16 protein-coding genes are annotated in these 20299 nt (G+C 68.0%); 5 read left to right on the top strand and 11 right to left on the bottom strand.

Annotated features, from left to right (window positions below; all coding sequences use genetic code 11):
* Positions 1 to 193: 193 nt before the first annotated feature.
* The 4 genes from RIF23_RS05855 to RIF23_RS05840 form a co-directional block, all read right to left on the bottom strand.
* Positions 194 to 1963 (bottom strand): acetyl/propionyl/methylcrotonyl-CoA carboxylase subunit alpha, encoded by a 1770-nt coding sequence (locus RIF23_RS05855; RefSeq protein ID WP_310911356.1) that lies wholly within the window; start codon positions 1961 to 1963, stop codon positions 194 to 196.
* A 79-nt stretch (positions 1964 to 2042) separates the two neighbouring features.
* On the bottom strand, positions 2043 to 2276 hold the full coding sequence (locus RIF23_RS05850; RefSeq protein ID WP_310911355.1) for an acyl-CoA carboxylase subunit epsilon: 234 nt from the start codon (positions 2274 to 2276) through the stop codon (positions 2043 to 2045).
* Positions 2273 to 3877: an acyl-CoA carboxylase subunit beta gene (locus RIF23_RS05845; RefSeq protein ID WP_310911354.1), complete on the bottom strand. Its 1605-nt coding sequence runs from the start codon at positions 3875 to 3877 to the stop codon at positions 2273 to 2275. Before RIF23_RS05845 ends, RIF23_RS05850 begins: the two co-directional genes overlap by 4 nt.
* A gap of 196 nt (positions 3878 to 4073) precedes the next feature.
* A complete protein-coding gene (locus RIF23_RS05840) occupies positions 4074 to 4625 on the bottom strand; it encodes a hypothetical protein (RefSeq protein WP_310911353.1) in 552 nt (183 codons plus the stop codon).
* Positions 4626 to 4944: 319 nt separating this feature from the next.
* On the opposite strand from RIF23_RS05840, the gene typA reads away from it, so the two are divergent.
* Positions 4945 to 6843 carry a translational GTPase TypA gene (gene typA / locus RIF23_RS05835; RefSeq protein ID WP_310911352.1) on the top strand — a complete coding sequence of 633 codons (1899 nt, stop codon included), beginning with the start codon at positions 4945 to 4947 and terminating at the stop codon, positions 6841 to 6843.
* An 86-nt stretch (positions 6844 to 6929) separates the two neighbouring features.
* On the opposite strand, the gene RIF23_RS05830 is transcribed toward typA, so the two are convergent.
* From RIF23_RS05830 to RIF23_RS05815, 4 genes are all read right to left on the bottom strand, one after another.
* Positions 6930 to 7868 carry a hypothetical protein gene (locus RIF23_RS05830; protein ID WP_310911351.1) on the bottom strand — a complete coding sequence of 313 codons (939 nt, stop codon included), beginning with the start codon at positions 7866 to 7868 and terminating at the stop codon, positions 6930 to 6932.
* A 173-nt stretch (positions 7869 to 8041) separates the two neighbouring features.
* Positions 8042 to 8839 carry a succinate dehydrogenase/fumarate reductase iron-sulfur subunit gene (locus RIF23_RS05825; RefSeq protein ID WP_310911350.1) on the bottom strand — a complete coding sequence of 266 codons (798 nt, stop codon included), beginning with the start codon at positions 8837 to 8839 and terminating at the stop codon, positions 8042 to 8044.
* Positions 8836 to 10788, bottom strand: a complete 1953-nt coding sequence (locus RIF23_RS05820; RefSeq protein ID WP_310911349.1) for a fumarate reductase/succinate dehydrogenase flavoprotein subunit — start codon at positions 10786 to 10788, stop codon at positions 8836 to 8838. The genes RIF23_RS05825 and RIF23_RS05820 overlap by 4 nt, the downstream gene beginning before the upstream one ends.
* 56 nt (positions 10789 to 10844) lie before the next feature.
* On the bottom strand, positions 10845 to 11669 hold the full coding sequence (locus RIF23_RS05815; RefSeq protein WP_310911348.1) for a hypothetical protein: 825 nt from the start codon (positions 11667 to 11669) through the stop codon (positions 10845 to 10847).
* Between the two features lie 365 nt (positions 11670 to 12034).
* Between RIF23_RS05815 and RIF23_RS05810 the strand changes: the two genes are divergently transcribed.
* From RIF23_RS05810 to RIF23_RS05800, 3 genes are all read left to right on the top strand, one after another.
* Entirely contained in the window at positions 12035 to 12952 is a 918-nt protein-coding gene (locus tag RIF23_RS05810) for a sulfotransferase (protein WP_310911532.1), read from the top strand.
* An 85-nt stretch (positions 12953 to 13037) separates the two neighbouring features.
* Positions 13038 to 13892 (top strand): sulfotransferase, encoded by an 855-nt coding sequence (locus tag RIF23_RS05805; RefSeq protein WP_310911347.1) that lies wholly within the window; start codon positions 13038 to 13040, stop codon positions 13890 to 13892.
* Between the two features lie 81 nt (positions 13893 to 13973).
* Complete coding sequence (locus RIF23_RS05800) at positions 13974 to 15326, top strand: glycoside hydrolase family 26 protein (protein WP_310911346.1); 1353 nt, start codon at positions 13974 to 13976, stop codon at positions 15324 to 15326.
* Positions 15327 to 15349: 23 nt separating this feature from the next.
* On the opposite strand, the gene RIF23_RS05795 is transcribed toward RIF23_RS05800, so the two are convergent.
* From RIF23_RS05795 to RIF23_RS05785, 3 genes are read right to left on the bottom strand one after another with little or no spacing between them, the layout of a single operon-like run.
* Positions 15350 to 16222, bottom strand: coding sequence for a hypothetical protein (locus RIF23_RS05795; RefSeq protein ID WP_310911345.1), 873 nt, complete (start codon positions 16220 to 16222; stop codon positions 15350 to 15352).
* 50 nt (positions 16223 to 16272) lie between these two features.
* The gene (locus RIF23_RS05790; protein WP_310911344.1) at positions 16273 to 17769 is read right to left on the bottom strand and encodes a glycosyltransferase; all 1497 of its coding nucleotides are present in this window, start codon (positions 17767 to 17769) and stop codon (positions 16273 to 16275) included.
* Positions 17766 to 18245, bottom strand: a complete 480-nt coding sequence (locus RIF23_RS05785; protein ID WP_310911343.1) for a UDP-N-acetylglucosamine--LPS N-acetylglucosamine transferase — start codon at positions 18243 to 18245, stop codon at positions 17766 to 17768. The genes RIF23_RS05790 and RIF23_RS05785 overlap by 4 nt, the downstream gene beginning before the upstream one ends.
* Positions 18246 to 18546: 301 nt before the next feature.
* On the opposite strand from RIF23_RS05785, the gene RIF23_RS05780 reads away from it, so the two are divergent.
* Positions 18547 to 20025, top strand: coding sequence for an LPXTG cell wall anchor domain-containing protein (locus RIF23_RS05780; protein ID WP_310911342.1), 1479 nt, complete (start codon positions 18547 to 18549; stop codon positions 20023 to 20025).
* The last annotated feature ends 274 nt before the right edge of the window (positions 20026 to 20299 follow it).

The following is a 20299-nucleotide window of genomic DNA, read 5'->3' as shown; positions in this document are numbered from 1 at the left end:
CGCATCCGCACGCGCTGTGTTGGCCGCCGGCGGCGTCGCGCCCTGGTGGGTCACCGGTGGTGCCCTGTTCTGGGGCGCTTCGCCGCACGACGGCCAGCGGTGGGGGTGGCGGTGATTGGTTCGCTGCCCACACCACATTTGGGCCCCGTGGGAACGTCCCCGACGGGTGGGCTATAGCAGGCCGATGCTGGAGCTAGTCCGTGATTTCACAGACCACGGTGCCGTTGCCGACCGCGTCGCCGGCGGCCAGGGTAAGCCCGGTGACCGTGCCGGCCTTGTGTGCCGTGAGCGGCTGTTCCATCTTCATGGCCTCGATCACCGCGATGACGTCGTCTGCGGCCACCACCTGGCCTTCCTCGGCGACCACCTTCACCACCGTGCCCTGCATGGGGCACACCAGGGCGTCCCCACTCACGGTGGTCCCGGTGGAGCCGGAGCGGTTGCGGCGGGGTGGTTTCCGCCCGGCTGACTGGCTCGGCTGCGCCGCGGCGCCGAGGCTGGCGGGCAGGGTCACCTCCAGACGCTTCCCGCCGACCTCGACGGTGAGACGCTCCCGGGGCTGGTCCCCGTCCGCACCGGAGGCATCCGGGGTTCCCGATCCCGCATACGGCGGGATGTCGTTGCGGAACTCCGTCTCGATCCAGCGGGTGTGCACCGTGAACTCGCCCGCCTCGGCGGTGAAGGCCGGGTTCACCAGAACCGCCTGGTGGAACGGGATCACGGTGGGCATGCCCCCCACCGTGAACTCGGCCAGTGCCCGCCGGGAACGGCGCAGCGCCTCCTCGCGGCTGGCGCCGGTGACGATCAGTTTCGCCACCATCGAGTCGAACGCCTGTGGGACGGTGAACCCGGGCTCGCAGCCGGTGTCCACGCGCACACCCGGCCCCCCGGGCAGTTGCATCTCGGTGATCGTGCCCGGCGCGGGCATGAAGTTCGTTCCCGGGTCTTCCGCGTTGATCCGGAACTCGATCGAGTGTCCCCGCAGCGCTGGGTCCGGATAGTCCAGCGTTCCCCCCTCGGCGATCCGGAACATCTCGGCCACCAGGTCGATCCCGGCCACCTCCTCGGTAACCGGATGTTCCACCTGAAGCCGGGTGTTGACCTCCAGAAACGAGATCGTGCCGTCGGCGCCGACCAGGAACTCGCAGGTGCCGGCGCCTACATAGCCCGCCTCGGCGAGTAGCGCCTTCGACGAGGAGTACAGCAACTCGGTCTGCTCCTGGGTGAGGAACGGCGCCGGAGCTTCCTCCACGAGCTTCTGGTGACGGCGCTGGAGCGAGCAGTCACGGGTCGAGACGACTACCACGTTGCCGTGGACGTCGGCGAGGCACTGGGTCTCCACGTGGCGCGGCCGGTCCAGGTAGCGCTCCACGAAACACTCGCCCCGCCCGAAGGACGACACGGCCTCGCGTACCGCCGAGTCGAAGGCGTCCGGGATCTCCTCCAGGGACCGCACCACCTTGAGGCCGCGGCCGCCACCGCCGTAGGCGGCCTTGATTGCGATCGGCAGGCCGTGCTTCTCGGCGAACGCCACCACTTCCTGGGCATCCGCGACCGGGTCGGGGGTTCCCGGAACCAGTGGGGCCCCGACCCGCTGGGCGATGTGTCGCGCAGCCACCTTGTCCCCCAGCGAGCGGATCGCGGATGGGGGAGGACCGATCCAGGTGAGCCCGGCGTCCAGAACCGCCTGGGCGAAGTCCGCGTTTTCGGCGAGGAATCCGTACCCGGGGTGCACCGCGTCCGCGCCGGTGCTGGCGGCGATGCCGAGGACTCTGTCGACGTTCAGATAGCTGTCCGCCGGTGTCTGTCCGCCCAGGGCGTGTGCCTCGTCGGCGATCTTCACGTGCGGGGCGTCCAGGTCCGGTTCGGCGTACACGGCGACGCTGCCCAGCCCGGCGTCGCGGCAGGCGCGCGCGATCCGCACCGCGATCTCGCCGCGGTTGGCGATGAGTACCTTGCGCACGTTCGTGGTCCTCCTGGATGGTCGCTGGGCTCGCGGAGCCCGGTCTACCTGCTTCGAGTCTAGGTAGTGGGGGTCGGGGTCATCCTGGATGCATGCTGCGCCGCCAGGCGTCCGGGCCCGGTGTGGGCATGCGACGCAGCGAGGCTTCCGGGGCGCCCCAGGGCGGCCGTGGGTGTGCGGTGGTGGTCGCGGCCGCGGCGGCGCGTTGCCGGGCACGGGCGGCGAGAGTGGTGGTGATCGCGGCCAGTTCCTCGGCTGTGGGTTCGCCCCGCACCACGTGGAGGTGCGGTTGCTCTCCGGTGGGCTCGGTCATAGTGGAATGTTCCCGTGCTTCTTCGGGGGGAGCTGCTTGCGCTTGGTGCGTAGGGCCCGCAGCGCTTTGGTGACCGAGATCCGGGTTTCGCTGGGCAGGATCACCCCGTCGACGTAGCCGCGTTCGGCCGCGCTGTACGGATTGAGCAGGGTGTCCTCGTACTCCTGGACGAGCCGCGCGCGTTCGCGCTCCTCGTCTTCGGCCTCGGCGAGGGTGCGCCGGTAGAGGATGTTCACCGCCCCCTGGGCCCCCATCACCGCGATCTCGGCGGTGGGCCAGGCCAGGTTCACATCCGCGCCCAGATGCTTGGATCCCATCACGTCGTAGGCGCCGCCGTAGGCCTTGCGGGTGATGACGGTGACCAACGGCACCGTTGCTTCGGCATAGGCGTAGATCAGTTTGGCGCCCCGCCGGATGATGCCGTTCCATTCCTGGTCGGTGCCGGGGAGGAACCCGGGAACATCCACGAAGGTGAGTACCGGCACGTTGAAGGCGTCGCAGGTGCGCACGAACCGGGCGGCCTTCTCCGAGGCGTCGATGTCCAGGGTTCCGGCGAAGCTCAGTGGCTGGTTCGCGACCACACCCACGGCCTGCCCTTCCACCCGGCCGAAACCGACCACGATGTTCGGCGCGTACTGCGCGTGTACCTCCACGAAGTCGGCGTCGTCGACCACGTGCTCAATGACGGTACGCATGTCGTAGGGCTGGTTGGCCGAATCCGGCATGAAGGTGTCCAGCTCCGCGTCCTCCGCGGTGACCTCCGGTTCCGCGTCGCTGGCGTAGGCGGGAGGGTCGGAGAGGTTGTTCGACGGGAGGAAGGACAGCAGGGTGCGCACGTAGTCCAGGGCGTCCTGCTCACCGCTGGCCAGGTAGTGTGCCACCCCGGAGCGGGTGTTGTGGGTGCGGGCACCCCCCAACTCCTCGAATCCCACGTCTTCCCCGGTCACGGTCTTGATGACGTCGGGGCCGGTGATGAACATGTGCGAGGTTTCATCCGCCATCACGGTGAAGTCCGTGATGGCGGGGGAGTACACGGCGCCGCCCGCGCAGGGCCCCAGCACCACCGAGATCTGTGGGATCACGCCGGAGGCGTGGGTGTTGCGCTTGAAGATCTCGGCGTAGAGGCCCAGAGCAACCACACCCTCCTGGATGCGGGCTCCCCCAGAGTCGTTGATTCCGATGATCGGGCAGCCGGTGCTCAGCGCGAAGTCCATCACCTTGACGATCTTCTCGCCGAAGACCTCGCCCAGCGAGCCGCCGAACACGGTGAAGTCCTGGCTGAACACCGCAACCGGCCGGTCGTCGATGGTGCCGTGTCCGGTCACAACCCCGTCCCCGTAGGGTCGGTGTGCGTCCTGCCCGAAGTTGGTGGAGCGGTGCCGCGCCAGGGCGTCGAACTCCACGAACGACCCGGGGTCGAGTAGCGCGTCTATGCGTTCCCGCGCGGTGAGTTTGCCCTTGGCGTGTTGCTTCTCGATGGCCTTGTCGGAACCGGCGTGGACCGCCTCGTGCCGGCGTCGCCGCAGGTCGTCAAGTTTTCCCGCAGTGCTGTGGATGTCGATCTCCGCTGCGGGCGGGGGTTCTGGGGCTTCGGTCGCCATGGGGGTCAAGCTTAGCTGTCACCCTGTGGCATCAACCATGCGACCTGGGGTTACCCAACGAGGATGAGGGGAATCACACGTTTCGTGGCCTGCGGGCCGGCCGTGGCCTGAACTGGCCATTCGCGGGAAGCACACCGCCGCTTGGCGCAGGCGGAGCGGCGGTGTGGAGGGCGCGATGCGCCGGTGCGTGCCGGTTTTACTCCTCCGGGTACTGGTAGAGCGTCTCCAGGTTAACCACGAACCACTCGCCGTCGGTCTGTTCCAGCTCGAGGCGCTGGCCGTAGCGAGTGACCGGGTTGTTGATTCCGACCTCGACGGTGGCGCCGGTCTCGTCGTCGGTGGTATCGATCGTGACGATCTCCGACCTGGCTACGTCCTCCTGGGACTCGGCCAGCTCGTCGGGGTTCGCCTCCCACCCGGACTGCATGCCTTCGACACAGGGCTCTTCGTTGTCCGGATGTTTTGGGCCGACCCCCTCACCGATAGTGGCGCAGTAGGCTTCGGCATCGGCGTTGGTGATGGCCTCCATGTGTCGTTCCACCAGTTCCTGAACCGCTTCCTCCGGGGACAGGTCGCCGGAGTCTGCCGCGTCTGCCTCCGCGTCCGCGGTGTCGGTGTCAGTGTCCGCCTCCTCGGCGGTGTCCTCGGAGTCCCCGGTGTTCGGGTCCTCGCCGTCGTCCGCGCACCCGACGAGGGCAAGTGCGAACACCGGAGCAACCGCCAAGGGAAGAAGGTGGGAGAACTGCATGAGTCGCGCTTTCTGGAGAGTTGGGATGGGGGCGGGCATGGGCACAGTGCGGGCTGTGGCTGCTGGCGGGTCTCCGCCGCGCTCCGCCGAAGGAGGATCTCAATCTAGGGCATTCTGGACTCGTCGGCCACAGTGGTGGCTGTGCCCCGCCCCGGCCCGGGCCGCGGGGGAGACGGATTTCGGGCACACACCCGTGCCACATACCGCTGCCGTGCCGGTGGGCCCACCCCAGCGTCCTCGCAGGCGAGTGCGCAGAACATAGACTGAACGCCGGCCGTGACGCGCGGCGACCCCATTCCGAGACAGATCGAGATACTTCATGCCCAGCACAGCCCAGCCGACCACGGATCCCGTCCTGCGCAACGATCTGCGAAACGTCGCGATCGTCGCCCACGTCGACCACGGCAAAACCACGCTCGTGGACGCCATGCTCTGGCAGTCGGGCGCGTTCCGCGCCAACCAGGACGTGGACGAACGCGTGATGGACGCCGGCGACCTGGAGCGGGAGAAGGGCATCACGATCCTCGCCAAGAATACCGCGGTGCACTATCAGCACCCCCCGGCCGAGGGCGGCGGCGAGACCGTGATCAACATTATCGACACCCCGGGGCACGCCGATTTCGGTGGCGAGGTCGAGCGGGGCCTGTCCATGGTGGACGCGGTCGTGCTACTCGTGGACGCCAGCGAGGGGCCGCTGCCGCAGACCCGCTTCGTGTTGCGCAAGGCCCTCGCGGCGAAGCTCCCGGTCATCCTGGTCATCAACAAGGTCGACCGGCCGGACAGCCGGCTGTCCGCGGTCGTGGACGAGACCTACGAGCTGTTTCTGGACCTGGACGCCGACGAGGATCAGATTGAGTTCCCGATCATCTACGCCTCGGCGATTGAGGGACGGGCCTCGTTGACGCAGCCCGCGGACGGGGACCTGCCCGACTCTCCGGACCTCCAGCCGCTGTTCCACACCCTGCTGGAGACGGTTCCCGCGCCGCGCTACACCCCGGAAGCACCGCTCCAGGCGCACGTCACCAACCTGGACGCCTCCCCGTTCCTGGGTCGCCTGGCCCTGTGTCGAGTCCGTGAGGGGGAGATCCACCGGGGGCAGCAGGTTGCCTGGATCAAGGGCGACGGAACCGTGCAGCAGGTGAAGATCACCGAGCTGTTGATGACCCGGGCCCTGGACCGCACCTCGGTGGATCGGGCCGGTCCCGGCGACATCATCGCCATCGCGGGAATCCCGGACATCATGATTGGGGAGACCCTCGCCGATCCCGCCGATCCGCGTCCCCTACCGCTGATCACGGTGGACGAACCGGCCATCTCCATGACGATCGGCACCAACACCTCCCCGTTGGTGGGCCGCACCAAGGGAGGCAAGGTCACCGCCCGCCTAGTCAAGGAACGCCTGGACCGGGAACTGATCGGCAATGTGAGCCTGCGGGTGCTGCCCACGGAACGTCCCGACGCCTGGGAGGTGCACGGCCGTGGGGAGCTGGCGCTTGCGGTGCTGGTGGAGACGATGCGCCGTGAAGGCTATGAGCTCACGGTGGGCAAGCCCGAAGTGGTTACCCGGGAGATCGACGGGAAGACCCACGAGCCCGTGGAGCGGCTCACCGTGGACATCCCCGAGGACTACCTGGGGGCGGTCACCCAGCTGTTGAGCGTGCGCAAGGGCCGGATGGAGCAGATGACCAACCACGGCACCGGCTGGGTGCGGATGGACTGGCTGGTGCCCTCCCGGGGACTGATCGGGTTCCGCACCGAGTTCCTCACCGAGACCCGCGGCACCGGCATGGCGCACCACGTGTTCGAGGGGTTCGAGCCGTGGTTCGGGGATCTGCGCACCCGCCCGTCCGGTTCCCTGGTCGCCGACCGCAAGGGCCAGGCCACCACGTTCGCCATGTTCAACCTTCAGGAACGGGGCACCCTGTTCGTGGATCCGGGCACCGAGGTCTACGAAGGCATGATTGTTGGGGAGAACGCCCGCCCTGACGACATGGACGTCAACATCACCAAGGAGAAGAAGCTCACCAACATGCGTTCGGCCGGTGCCGAGGAGCTGGAGCGTCTGGTTCCGCCGCGGCGCCTGTCGCTGGAGGAGGCCCTGGAGTTCTGCGCGACCGACGAGTGCGTAGAGGTCACCCCGGACGCGATCCGGATGCGCAAGGTGGTCCTGGACGCCAAGGAGCGTGGCCGGATCACCGCCCAGCGCAAGCGGGGGTGAGTCCCGGCGTTCACCCCCATCGGCCTTTCCGTTCCCCCAGTGCCTCCTGCTCGTACCGATCACCTGGGGGTGCGCATTCAGCTGCCCTAGCGACCAATCACCACCCCGGGCGCGGCAAGGGCGAGGCGTAGCGTTTCGATGAAGCCGTCTGGATCGGATCGGATCTGCCGGGGTGTGAAGGGCAGTACGCGCACCCCGTGAGCAGCAGCGAGGGCACGTCGACGCAGGGTACGGGCCCAGTGTTCGGCGTTGACGTGCCACTCGTAGGACTCGATTTCCAGGGCCACCAGGTGTTCCTGCCACCAGGCGTCCGGAATGCACAGGAGTGATCCGTCCGGGGCGAGGAGTTTGGGGTTCCACAGCGGCTGTGGCAGGCCGCTCGTCTTGACCAGGTGTACGGCTTCGCATTCGGGGGCTGAGGCGGCGCCCGCCATCACTTCGGAGAGGACGTCGCGAAGCATGGCCGAGTCGCGGATCGGGCCGTCACGTAGTTCGGTGTCAAGCTGTGCCACCGTGCAGATTCCGCTTTGCACTGCCTCGGACACCAGGGCTCTGGCCACGTTGGGCATGCTGGTTTTGCGAACGGCATCCGCGACCGCCCGATAGGCGGGGGCGAGACGAAACGGTCCATGCATGCGCGGCTTGGGCATACGGCGGGTGCGGTGTACGTCAATGCCACGGCGGCTGAGCACCGCCTCATCATGCGGAATGAGTAGGTCGATATCCGTTGGTTCCGGCAGATAACGCATTCGGTAGTGCCCCAGGGCGGCAGCCCCGGTGAGTAGGGATCGGGGCCCGGCGTAGAGCAGCGCGGCGATCTGCTGTTGGTTGCGCGTCGGCTGCGTTGGGAAGGCGAAGTAGACCCCGCGGGGGCCGACGCGCCATGGGCCGCCCCGGCGGGTTCGGTGCTTGATTGCGGCTGGTGTGAAACCGAGGGCGAGAGCCTGTTCTCGGGATAGGACATGGTCCTGCTCGCGCAGCAGGGTGTTCAGGGCGTGGTTGGGGTGTGGTTCACGTACCGGCATGCCCCGACTATGTGCCGGGGCTGCTCTGGGGCCCAACGGGGTAGTGCACGGTGTGGAAAAGTTTGTGCTGGGTGGCTGCGAGGTCGAAATGGCAGCTCGGGGGCCACAGCGAGTTGACGAAGGTTGGGAAAGATTGATGAGGGCGGGGAAAGGCCGATGGGGGTGGGGTGGCGTCAGGTCTGGGTGGGTTTCGTGTTCGGCACGATCGGGGTGTCGTGTTTCAGCCCGTCCCGGAGTCCGATCTTCTCGCCGAGCCACACCAGCGGGTCGTACTTGCGGTCCGCCACCCGTTCCTTGAGCGGGATCAGGGAGTTGTCGGTGATCTTGATGTGCTCCGGACAGACTTCGGTACAGCACTTGGTGATGTTGCAGTAGCCCAGCCCGAACTCGTCCTGGGCGATCACGCGCCGATCGGCGGTGTCCGCGGGGTGCATCTCCAGCTCGGCGATCCGCATCAGGTAGCGCGGTCCGGAGAAGTTCTCCTTGTTCTCCTCGTGGTCGCGGATCACGTGGCACACGTCCTGACACAGGAAGCACTCGATGCACTTGCGGAACTCCTGCGAGCGCTGCACGTCCTCCTGTTGCATCCGGAGCTCCCCCGGCTCTGTGCCCGCCGCGGGAGTGAACGAGGGGATCTGGCGGGCCTTGACGTAGTTGTACGACACGTCGCAGACGAGGTCACGCACGACGGGGAAGGTACGCATGGGGGTGACGGTGATGGTTTCGTCGGCGTCGAAGGTGCTCATGCGTGCCATACAGGACAGGCGGGGCCGCCCGTTGATCTCCACGGAGCAGGATCCGCACTTGCCCGCCTTGCAGTTCCAGCGCACCGCGAGATCGGGTGCCTGGGTCGCCTGGATGCGGTGTAGGACGTCGAGGACGACTTCACCTTCGTTCACCGCCACCTCGAAGGTCTCGAAGTCGCCCGCGCCGGCCTCGCCGCGCCAGACCCGAAAGGTCCTGCTGCTCATTGAGGGTTCTCCTCTCCCGCGGGGGGTGGACCCGCATCGGTGCCGTGGGTTTCGCTGTGTCCCGGAAGACGGCCCAGTTCGTCCTCGGTGAGATATTTCGCCAGCTCGTCACGGTCGAAGAGCGCGAGGAGCTCCGGGCGCATCTCGGGGAGGTCCTGGTGACTGAGGGTGATTCCGCTCTCCGGGGAGTAGTGGGTCACCACGTTGACGCGGCGCCAGTCCCGGGAGGGCTCGGGGAAGTCGTCCCGGGTGTGTCCGCCGCGGCTCTCCTCGCGTTCCAGGGCGGAGCGTGCGATCGCCTCCGAGACCAGAAGCATGTTGGACAGGTCGAGTGCGAGGTGCCAGCCCGGGTTGTAGGCCCGCGGGCCGGGGGCGTGGACGACGGCGACCCGTTCCGCCAGCTTCCGAAGGGTGGCGATCGCCTCGGTGATCTCGGGCCCGGTGCGGATGATGCCCACCAGACGGTTCATGGTGTCCTGGATCTCGGTGTGCAGCTCGTAGGGGTTCTCCCCGGCATCGCGGCGCAGAGGAGCCTCCGCGCGGCGTGCGAGTTCGTCCACCGTGGCTTCCGGAATCGCGGTACGGTCCCGGCCGGTCGCGGCGGCGTACGCGGCGGCGCTGTATCCGGCCCGGTTGCCGAACACCAGCAGGTCGGACAGGGAGTTGCCCCCGAGCCGGTTCGAACCGTGCATTCCGCCGGCGACCTCTCCGGCCGCGTACAGCCCGGGGACCGTGGCGGCGGCGGTGTCCGCGTCGACCTGCACTCCGCCCATGACGTAGTGGCAGGTGGGGCCGACTTCCATCGCCTCCGCGGTGATGTCGACGTCGGCGAGTTCCTTGAACTGGTGGTGCATGGAGGGAAGCCGCCGCATGATCTCCTCGGGGGACTTGCGGCTGGCGACGTCGAGGTAGACCCCGCCGTGGGGGGAGCCGCGTCCGGCTTTGACCTCGGCGTTGATGGCGCGGGCGACCTCATCGCGGGGGAGCAGTTCCGGGGGGCGACGGTGGTTGGCCGGGTCGGTGTACCAGCCGTCGGCCTCGGCTTCGGTTTCGGCGTACTGGGCGCGGAACACGTCCGGCACGTAGCTGAACATGAACCGTTCCCCCTGGGAGTTCAGCAGTACCCCGCCGTCGCCACGGACCGACTCGGTGACGAGGATGCCGTTGACGGAGGGGGGCCAGACCATTCCGGTGGGGTGGAACTGGACGAATTCCATGTTGAGCAGGCTGGCGCCGGCGCGTAGGGCCAGGGCGTGTCCGTCGCCGGTGTACTCCCAGGAGTTCGAGGTGACCCGGAAGGACTTGCCGATTCCTCCGGTGGCCAGGACGACCGCCGGTGCCTCGAACAGGAGGTAGGCACCGCTCTCCCGGGAGTAGCCGAAGGCTCCGGCCACCGCGCCGCTGTCGCTGTCGGTGACAAGCTCGGTGATGGTGGTCTCGGCGAAGACCCGCAGGCCGGCCTCCGGGTCGCCGTGGTTGGTCGCGTCCTCCTGCTGGAGCTGCACGACACGCTGTTGCAGGGTGCGGATCATCTCCAGTCCGGTCCGGTCGCCGACGTGTGCGAGTCGGGCGTACTCGTGGCCGCCGAAGTTGCGTTGGCTGATCCGTCCGTCGGTGGTGCGGTCGAACAGGGCGCCCCAGTGCTCCAGCTCGTTGACCCGTTGGGGGGACTCTTGGGCGTGGAGTTCGGCCATGCGGGGGTCGTTGAGGAATTTTCCCCCGCGGATGGTGTCGCGGAAGTGCACGCTCCAGTCGTCGTTCGGGTTGACGTTGGCGAGTGCGGCGGCTGCCCCACCCTCGGCCATTACGGTGTGTGCCTTGCCGAACAGGGACTTGGAGATGACGGCGGTGCGCTGCCCCTGCTCCCGGGCGGCGATGGCAGCACGCAGCCCGGCGCCGCCGGCGCCGATGACGACGACGTCGTAGTGGTGGCGGGTGATCTCAGACATGGTTTCGTTTCTCTCGTCCGGCGGGTGGTCGGTGTGTCGCCCGGGTGGATGGGGGCTCATCCGGATGTGGCGAACAGCCGTGGGTCCGCGATGGTTTCGCTGGCGACCAGCAGGACGTAGGCGTCGGTGAGCATGAGCGTGCCCAGGGTGATCCAGGCGAATTCCATGTGTCGCGTGTTCAGGCGCGAGATCTGGGTCCACATCCAGTAGCGGATGGGCCGGTTGCCGAAACTGCGCAGGCGCCCGCCGAAGACGTGCCGACAGGAGTGGCAGGACAGGGTGTAGCACCACAGCAGAACCACGTTGGTGAGCATGACGAGGTTGCCGAGCCCGAGGCCGTGCCCGCCGCCGAGACCGTATCCGAGGGCGAGCGCGGCATCGTAGGTGTTGAGCAGGGTGATCGCGAGGGCCACGTAGAAGAAGTAGCGGTGGCTGTTCTGAAGAATCAGCGGGAGGCGGGCTTCGCCCGTGTAGCTCCGGTGCGGTTCCGGTACGGCACAGGCGGTGGGGGCCTGCCAGAACGACCGGTAGTAGGCCTTGCGGTAGTAGTAGCAGGTGAACCGGAATGCGAGCAGTAACGGCAGGCTGACTACCGCATAGGGCAGAAACCAGGGAAATTCCCAGGGCAGTGTCCCGAAGACCGCGGATCCCGGGGCGCAGTCGGCGCTGAGGCAGGGGGAGTAGAAGGGGGTCAGGTAGTGGTACTCCGCGACCCAGTAGTGATCCTGCTGGAGGACGCGTGCCAGACCGTAGACCAGGAATGCGGTCAGCCCCAGCACGGTCAGGGTGGGGCCGATCCACCAGTGGTCCGTGCGTAGACTTCGTTTCGATATCCGAGCGCGGCCAGTGTGTGGTGCGGGCTGTGGTGCTGTTGCGGTCATGGCGCTGGTCAGCTCCGTGGGTCACGCACTTCGGGCGCACGGTTTCGGACGCCCAAGGTGTTGGGTTCTGTTCGGCGATACCGGGTTGAGCTTGGCACGCCACCGTAGGGCGCAAACCGTGTGAATTTCAGCACCCCACGCGGGGGTTAATTCTGTGAAAAATGCCACGATTTGTTGGTGTTTTATTGGATTTTGTTGATAAATGAGATCAGTTTGCTGTTTGTCTTTTTTGTGACTTATGTTCTTTTTGTTCCATTTGGGGTTGTTGATGGCGTAGTAGGGGTGGCTCGGGTTCGGGTTGCGGTCGTCGTCACGTGTTGTAACTTACAGTAGTATTATCATTACTCGTGGTTGATTATCGAGTTGTGTTCGTGGGTGGCATGGGGCGCTCCGGATCCACACTGGTGGAACGGTTGCTCGGCGAACTGCCGGGCGTCTGTTCCCTCGGTGAGGTGGTCCATCTCTGGCAGCGTGGACTCATCGACAATGAGCGGTGCGGGTGCGGAACCCCGTTTCGGGACTGTTCCTTCTGGCACGAGGTCGGCACGGCCGCCTTCGGTGGCTGGGACGCACTCCGGCCGTCCGAGGTGCTGGCCCTGCGCAGCGAGGTGGATCGCATCCGTTTCGTGCCACGGCTCCTGCGAACCCGCCTCTCCGCCACCCACCACGCCCGGGTCCTGCGCTACGTGCAGCTGTACCACCGGCTGTATGCGGCCGTAGCTGCCCACACCGGGTGCCGCGTCGTGGTGGACTCCAGTAAACATGCCTCCCTTGCCGCCTGTCTGCGCTGGTACGAAGACGCAGAGCTGAGTGTTGTCCACGTCCTGCGCGATCCTCGCGCCGTGGCGCACTCCTGGCGCAAGCGTCTGCCGCGGCCGGAGGCCACCAGCACCAGCCCCGAGCAGGAGATGGCCCGGTCCTCCCCGGCGCGCACGGCCGTGCACTGGAGTGTCCAGAACCGGATCCTCAGCGCCCTGGCCGCGCGCGGGGTACCGACGTATCGGGTGCGCTATGAGGACTTCGCCGCCGATCCGCAGCGGCACGTGCGGGAGGTGGCCCGGTTTATCGGCGGCGTGCAGCCGGTCGGTGCCGGCTGGCCCTTCACCGGATCGCACACCGCCCGACTGGCTCCGGCACACACCGTCTCCGGCAATCCGGGGCGGTTCACGGCTGGTGATGTGGCGGTGCGCTGCGACGAGACGTGGCAGCAACAGCTGTCGTGGCGGCACCGGGTGGTGGTGTCGGCGCTGACGGCGCCGGTCCGCGCCCGCTACGGCTACTGACCCCTCCGTTCGCTTCTCGGGTGACCCGTCGGTCACTCGATCCGCAGCCACCGCGGCGGGCACCTCGACTGGGAAAGGAACAACTATGGGGCGTGTGGATCACCGGATGGTTTTCGTCGCCGGACTGCACCGCAGCGGCACCAGCCTGCTCGCCCGCTGCCTGGCCGCGCATTCGGAGGTCAGCGGGCTGGGCGGGACCGGCGTGCCCGAGAACGAGGGCCAGCACCTCCAGGATGTCTACCCCCCGGCGCGGGCTTACGGCGGTCCGGGGCTGTTCGCGCTCGATCCGCGGGCTCACCGCTCCGTCGAGGCGGCACACGCTCCCCTGGCCGAAGCGTGTGGGGATACCGCCGAGCCCGCCCGTTGGCGGGCACGCCGCCTGTTCGAGGCATGGGCGCCCTACTGGGACCTGTCCCGGCCGGTCCTGGTGGAGAAGTCCCCGCCGAACCTCCTGATGCTGCGTTACCTGAATGAGCTGTATCCGGACGCGGCGTTTGTGGTGGTGCTACGCCATCCCGTCGTGGTGTCCCTGGCCACCGCGAAGTGGTGCCCCATGCCCCTGCCCGCACTGGTTGAGCACTGGTTGCACGCCCACGAGCTGGCGGCGGCGGATCTGCCGTGGCTACGTCAGGTCCGGATCGTGCGGTACGAACACCTGGTGCAGAATCCCGAGCGGGTTCTCGGCGAGCTCGCCGGCCTGCTGGGCCTCGATGGGCCGATACCGGCCGTTGGAGTTACCGCGGGGCACAGCCGGCGCTACGAACGCCTCTGGCGCAGCTACGCCAGCCCAGTGCACCCCCTGCGCCGGGCTGAACGTCGTCGTGTCGAACGCACCATGGGGGAACGCTGCGCACGCTTCGGATACGACCTGTCCGACCTGCGCCAACCATGCGCATCCTGGCCCAGTCTGTCCATTCCGCAACCACTTGACGTTATTTAGAGTTAGATCTTAACTACTCAGGGCAACCATGTCGGCATGCGTAGTTTTTGGAGGGTCACGGGCGGGAGGACAACACCAGGCATGCAGCCGAATCAGGCAGGGAGTCCACGCCGTCCACGCCAGACGTCCGGAGCGCAACGCTGGGCGTGCCTTGTCCTCACCTTCGGTGTCCTGGTGGCCCCGCTGGGGGCGGGAACCACAGCTTCGGCACAGGGCGACCCGGATCCGGAGTCACCCCCGGACGTTGTCATCCCGCCGCCGCCCCAGCCCCCACTGATTCTGATTCCCCGGCCGGGTGTTCCCGAGCCGCCGGCCCCCGAGCCGCCGGAGCCCAGCCCGGAGCAGCCGCCGGAGCCCAGCCCGGGACAGCAACCGGAGCCGACTCCGGAAGAACCGCCGGAGCCCACTCCGGAAGAACCACCGGAGCCTGACCCCAGTCCGGGCGACCCGCCCCCCACCGGGCCCGGTTCGGACGAGTATCCCGACCCCGAGGAATGCGATGTGTCGGACATTCTGGAACCGGAGTGTGGGGTCTGGTGGGGGGCCAGCCCCGGGCCGGACGAGGTCGCGGACCTGGAAGACATCATCGAACGTCAGCTCGACCTGGTTTATGTCTGGCACGGCGTCGACCAGACCGACCTGCCCACCGAGGAGCAGCATCAGATGATGGAGGAGGGCAGGCTGATCCACGCCAACGTGGAGGCCCGCGAGTTCACCCAACGGGGTCACCCGGCCCTGCGGTACGAACAGATCATCGATGGGGAGTTCGACGACTCGTTGAGCGCACAGGCCCGCAATTTCGCGGATCTGGACCTGCCCGCGTTCGTTACCTTCGACCACGAGGCGGACGCCAACCACCGGTACAACACCCGCGGCAGCCCGGAGGAGTTCGTCGCCGCCTGGCGGCACATCGTCGATATCTACGATGACCACGGTGCGGACAACGTCATCTGGGTCTGGAACGTCACTGGCTGGCCCGGCAACATGGATCGGCTGCCCGGCCTATGGCCCGGCAACGACTACGTGGACTGGCTCAGCTGGGAGGGGTACAACATGACGGGTTGTCCCCAGCACGAGAACTGGGACCACGTGCAGAGTTTCGGTGAGGCGGTTCGGCCCACCTACGAGTGGGTTCAGGAACACGGGGAGAGCCACGGCATCAACCCGGACAAACCGGTGATGGTCGGGGAGATGGGCACGGTTCCCCTCCCGGACGACCCGCGGGGCACCTTCAACTGGTACCGGGAGATCCCCGAGGTGCTGCGGGAACTGGACCGTATCCAGGGCGTGAAGCTGTGGAACAGCAAGACGAGCCCAGACTGTGACTTCCGGGTCACCCAGGACCTCGCAGCCGAACTCGGATATCTGGTGGCCAGCCAGGACTCCCACGTGCGGGTCCCCGAGGAGGTGCACCAGCGGGTGTTCGACCGGTGAGTAAACCTGAGCCGCCCCAGGCGTCAGCGCTGCTGCGGCCCGGAGGGGTCGCGCCCGACCGCGCCCCGGTACGCGGCGACGGTGTCGGGGTCGGCGAGCTCCCTCCGGTGGGCGGGATGCTGACGGTAGCGATCCAGCTCGATAACGAGGGGACCGGTGGGCAGACCCAGGAGGCCACAGGGCACGCTCACCGTGCTCCGGCTGCGGCCGCGCCCCCACAGCCGGGGGATGCGGTAGAGCCCTGTCTGCTGGAGGGCGTCCGGGGTGCTCGTGTGCAGCAGGACGGTGTCGGCCTTGTCGCGGTTGAGTAGGCTCTGTGTGTCGTGGATAGCGTCCCAGGGCAGCCAGATCGTGCCGAGCGCGGTCCGCAGGAACACGCCGTCGGGGAGCAGGGCCACGCCGGTCCGTGGCCCCACCAGGTGGCCCACGGTCAGAGCCAACAGGAACACGCAGCCCACAACCAATACAAGGCCGACGCCACCATAGATGACAGTCTTCAACCACCACTGTCCGGTCCAGCGCCCGGATGAGCTCAGTACCCCAGCGCAGAACCCGAGCCCAGCCAGCAGCCCCACGGTTGCGAGAAACCCCAGCGGAAGCTGACGCAGCCGACGGCCGCGAAACACCAGACCGGCCGGTTGGGGGGTGTGGCGGTCCGCGTGACGCAGGGTGCCGTGCAGCACCGCGGTCCGAAGGATCGAGACCTCCGACCGGCGTCGCATGTCGTACCGGATGTAGGCGAGACTGGCGCCGCATCCGCCCGCGACTGTGGCGATGGTCAGGCCCACCGCCGCGACCCGCGGTGGCAGCGCCGGATGTGCCAAGGACACCGCGGCAACGCCCAGCCCCAGCACAACGAAGAATGTGAAGGCCAGCACGTCTCCCAGGCTCCGCATGCCCGCACCGTAGCGGTCCGGCGCTCACGGCTGCCAGACGCGCGAGATACCTAGATGCCCTTACCCGCGCGGTGCAGTGCGTTGATCACCCACCGCGGTGGAAGCCCACAGCTCACGGCTAGAGCCAGGTAGGCGCGTGGCTCCACAGGCCGGGCCCACAGGGTCCGTGCGATCCAGCGCAGCGCCTTCAGGCGTCGCCGGGCCCCGGCCTCGGCGAAGGCCACCTGCCCGGTGATGCGAGCGTATCCGCGCGGCACCAACCGGAACTCGGGGTACTCGTTCAGCAGCCAGCGCAGCGCCTGGGAGATCATGCCCCACCGTCCGGAAAAGTGGGAGTTGCGGTGCCACAGCACCCGTGCCCCCACCTCCGGAAGGTTTCGGACCACCCCCATGCGAGCGGACCGCAGCAGCAACTCGTAGTCCTCCCCGTAGCTGCCGGGGATCGTCTCACTGACCAGGCCGATGTCGTGCACGAGCCGATCGGTGCGGAACAGGAACGTGGAGGGGTGCAGCTCGGTCAGCCGGGACTCCAACAGATCCCGCAGCTCCACCTGCCCCGTGTGCAGAACCCGGTCAATCTCGGTGTCCTCGTAGGCGACCTGCACGCCACAGCACACCAGGTCCGTGTTCGGATCCCGGTGGAGGAGCTCCACCTGGTGCCGCAGCTTATGCGGCAGCCACGTGTCGTCGTCATCGCAGAAAGCGACCAGTTCCGTGCCGCTGGCGAGGATGCCGGTGTTGCGGGCTCCGGCCAACCCCGGCTGTTGGGTGTTGCGCAGAACGCGAACCGGCCGTTCGGGGTCGTCGTCGGCAAGGCTGAGATCCGGGTCGTCGTGATCGAAGACGACCATGGTGCGCACGCGTCCCGGGTAGTCCTGACCCACGATCGAGCGCAGGGTGTGCCGAAGAAGCTCCGGACGGTCCCGGGTGGGGACCACCACGGTGACGTCGGGCCAGGGTTCCTCGGTCGTATGCACGGTGGCGGGCACCGTGGCCGGCGCGGGGGAGTGGTCGCTCCCGTCGGTTCCGGTGCCTCTGGCGCCGGGACGGAGCAGGTCGATGAGCTCACCGGCACGGCCGGCCGCCTCGACCGTGGCCGCACCTCCGGGGGGAACACGGAACTCGTCGGGCTGGGCCAGTGCCTTGTCCAGGACCGCGTGGAGTTGATCTTCGGTGGGGCAGGCGCGGGCGACACCGGCGGCATCCAGGCGTGCGACGAACCGGAACTGGTGGTCGTCGACATGTTCACCGAGCTCGGGGTCTCGTGCGACCACCAACGGTAGGTGCCCGGCGTGCCGGGCCTCCATGATCGTGGCGGGACCACCGTGGCACACCACCGCTGTGGCCTCGGCCATGGCGGCGCGTAGCTCGGTGTGGTCGAGAAACTCGACCCCGGAGGCGATATCCGGGGCGGGGGTCGCACCGTGCTGAAGCAGGACCCGGACCTCCGGATGCGCGGTGGCCCACGCGTCCAGCCAACGCACGAGCCGGGGAAAGGGGTGGTGGTCAGTTCCCAAGGACGCCAGGATCAGCGGTTGGTCTCTCACAGTAGTGGTCCCACGGTGATAGCGGTTGGCAGGAACGCGCGCTGCTCGGGCCACTGGGCCAGGAACAGCGTCGTGAGTGGACGGCACAGGCGCGTGGTGAGGGTGGGGGTGTCGATTCGGTCGTAGACCTCGATATAGACGGTCGGAATTCGACGCAGACGCGCCAGCAGGAAGAACGGGAACGCGACCCCCGCGCCGGTGGACACCACGACCTCGGGACGGTGCCGCGCGAGAACCCCGGCGGCCAGCCGGACGTTACGCAGGAGGTTGCGAAGGTTACGCGTGGTGGGATGGTGCGCCCAGTGCACCGTCTCCCCGGACAGCTGGGAACGTGCATCAGGGGTGGGGAAGGTCACCCACACCCGGCTGTTGTGTCGCCACCAGGGCCGTAGGGCGCGGAGCTGGGCCAGATGTCCCCCGCTGGAGGCGACGAACAGGACCGGGGCGGTGGCCTGACCATCGGGCTGGGAAGGCATGGTGCACATGCTTTCATGACTCAATGTGTTCGCAAAATCTCACACAGCAACTAAAGTCATGGTTCTCCGTGGCCGTGTGCAGACACGCAGCGTCGTGGGATCCTGGACAAGGTTCGGCTATCTTCGATAACGAGCCAAGTCCTGGCGCCGCAGCACGCATGGGCCCGGGGAACCTCGTCCGACTCCCCGGGGGTCATGGGCGCCGAGCTGGGCTGTGTTCGTGTTCACCCCGCTGTGCCCACCGATGCCCCCACCTCGTTCCCCCAGTTCCCCCACTACGGATCCCCGTCAAGGAGCCCCCATGGTGCCCAAGCTGCCCGGCCGGGCTGTGGCGACCGGTCTTGCGGCGATGCTGGTCCCGGCTCCTCTCGCGGCGCTGGTGTTGCCGGCGCATGCGGAGGAGGTCACGACGAGCTACGAATGTCACGGCCCCGGCGCCCCCGACGCCGCCGAGCTGTCCCTCGCCCCGCTTCGGGGGCTCGACTCCGTCCAGGTGGATGAGGAGGTGGATGTAGCCCTGCGGGTACGGGGCGCCGAATTTCCGGAGGAGGAATCCGAGGCGCTGGACGGCACCGTGTCCGCCATGGAAGTGCGCAGCGACCTGCTGATCGGGGGTGGAACCGAGGTTGTGCAGGTCAGCGGCAACCCGGACCCGGACCAGGACAGCTGGGTACTCGGCGGCGAACTCCGGGTCACCGAAGAGGGAACCTACACGGTCGAACCCGGGGATCTCCAGATCACCCAGGTGGTGATTCCCCCGGACACCCGCGCGGAGTCCGGCAGCACCGATCCACCAGCACAGCACCCCACCCCCAGCGACAGCCCCACGGCCACCCCCAGCGACAGCCCCACGGCCACCCCCAGCCCGCTCGACACCGGCGAACAGGCGGCCCTGTCCGCACCGGGCGACAGCGAGGCGGCGCACGAGACCGTCGTCACCGAATGTGTCGTGACGGAGACCTCCGCTGACCTCGGCGCGCTGGAGGTTGTCGACGCCGGGGACGCGGCGGATCCATCTCCGGGGGAAAGCCCCACCCCGCAGTCGGATCCCAGCCCCACCCCCCGCACGGACCCCGAGGTCACCACAGACGGCGGTTTCGTGTGGTTCGGCGATTGGGCCTGTACCAGCGACGCACCCGACCGTCTGGACAGTTTCACCGGCCCCGGATCGGCGAGCGCATCCCTGGAGACGGACCTTGTCGTGGGGGCGGCCAGCGAAGCGAACGCGGAGTTCTCCTTCGCGGACATGCCCGTGCGTGATGCGCGCATCGGGGCGGGGGACATGTCGGCCACACTCACGGTGGCCGTGTCCGGGGCGGCGGCCGCGGACACCGAGCTCGTGTTCACCACCACCAACAGCACCGATGTCACGGCCGCCGACGAGTGGATCGAGTTCGAGATTCTCGAACCGCGCCCAGTGACTCCACAACAGCCGGGCGAACTCCAGCTTGAGCTGGAACAGCTGGTGTTGACCACCGAACTGGACGACGGGGCAGGGGCCGTCACCCACATCTGCCTGCCCGACGGTGCGCTGCCGGCCCCGGACACCGAGTCCGGGAATACCGACGGCGAGGGTCAAGACCAGGACAACGGGGGGCTCGGGACCCCCGGCCCCGGGGATCGGCCCGAGCGTGACGACACGACCGGGGACACGGTGAGCCTGCCCTTGACCGGAAGTTCCATCGCCGGGCTGGCCACCGCCGCCATACTGGCACTCCTGGCTGGAAGCACCGCCGTGATGTTGGGGCGCCGCCGCGACAGCTCAGCGGATCTGCCCTAGGACGACGGCCCTGGGGCGAGTCCCCGGTGGGAGCTTCGGTATTGGGGCGTTGCCGGGGTCGCGCCCGGCCGGGGCCGTAGCGTCGTGTCGGGGTGGGAGTGTGGCAGGGACCGCCCCTGGGACACCCATGGGGCGGGAAGGGTCGATGGGGCGGCGGGTGCCGGATCCGGCCGCACGCCGTCTTGTGTGCGGCGGCAGCGACCCGGGACAATCCAGTGGATCCTGGTGCGCGTGGGCCGCCGAAACCAGGACGGCCCGGCCGCCCCCATACCCC

Origin of the sequence: Lipingzhangella rawalii, assembly GCF_031628175.1 — a bacterium.
In the GTDB taxonomy this organism is placed as follows: domain Bacteria; phylum Actinomycetota; class Actinomycetes; order Streptosporangiales; family Streptosporangiaceae; genus Lipingzhangella_A; species Lipingzhangella_A rawalii.
Note: the sequence above shows the minus strand (reverse complement) of the source record. Positions and strands in the feature narration are given on the sequence as shown.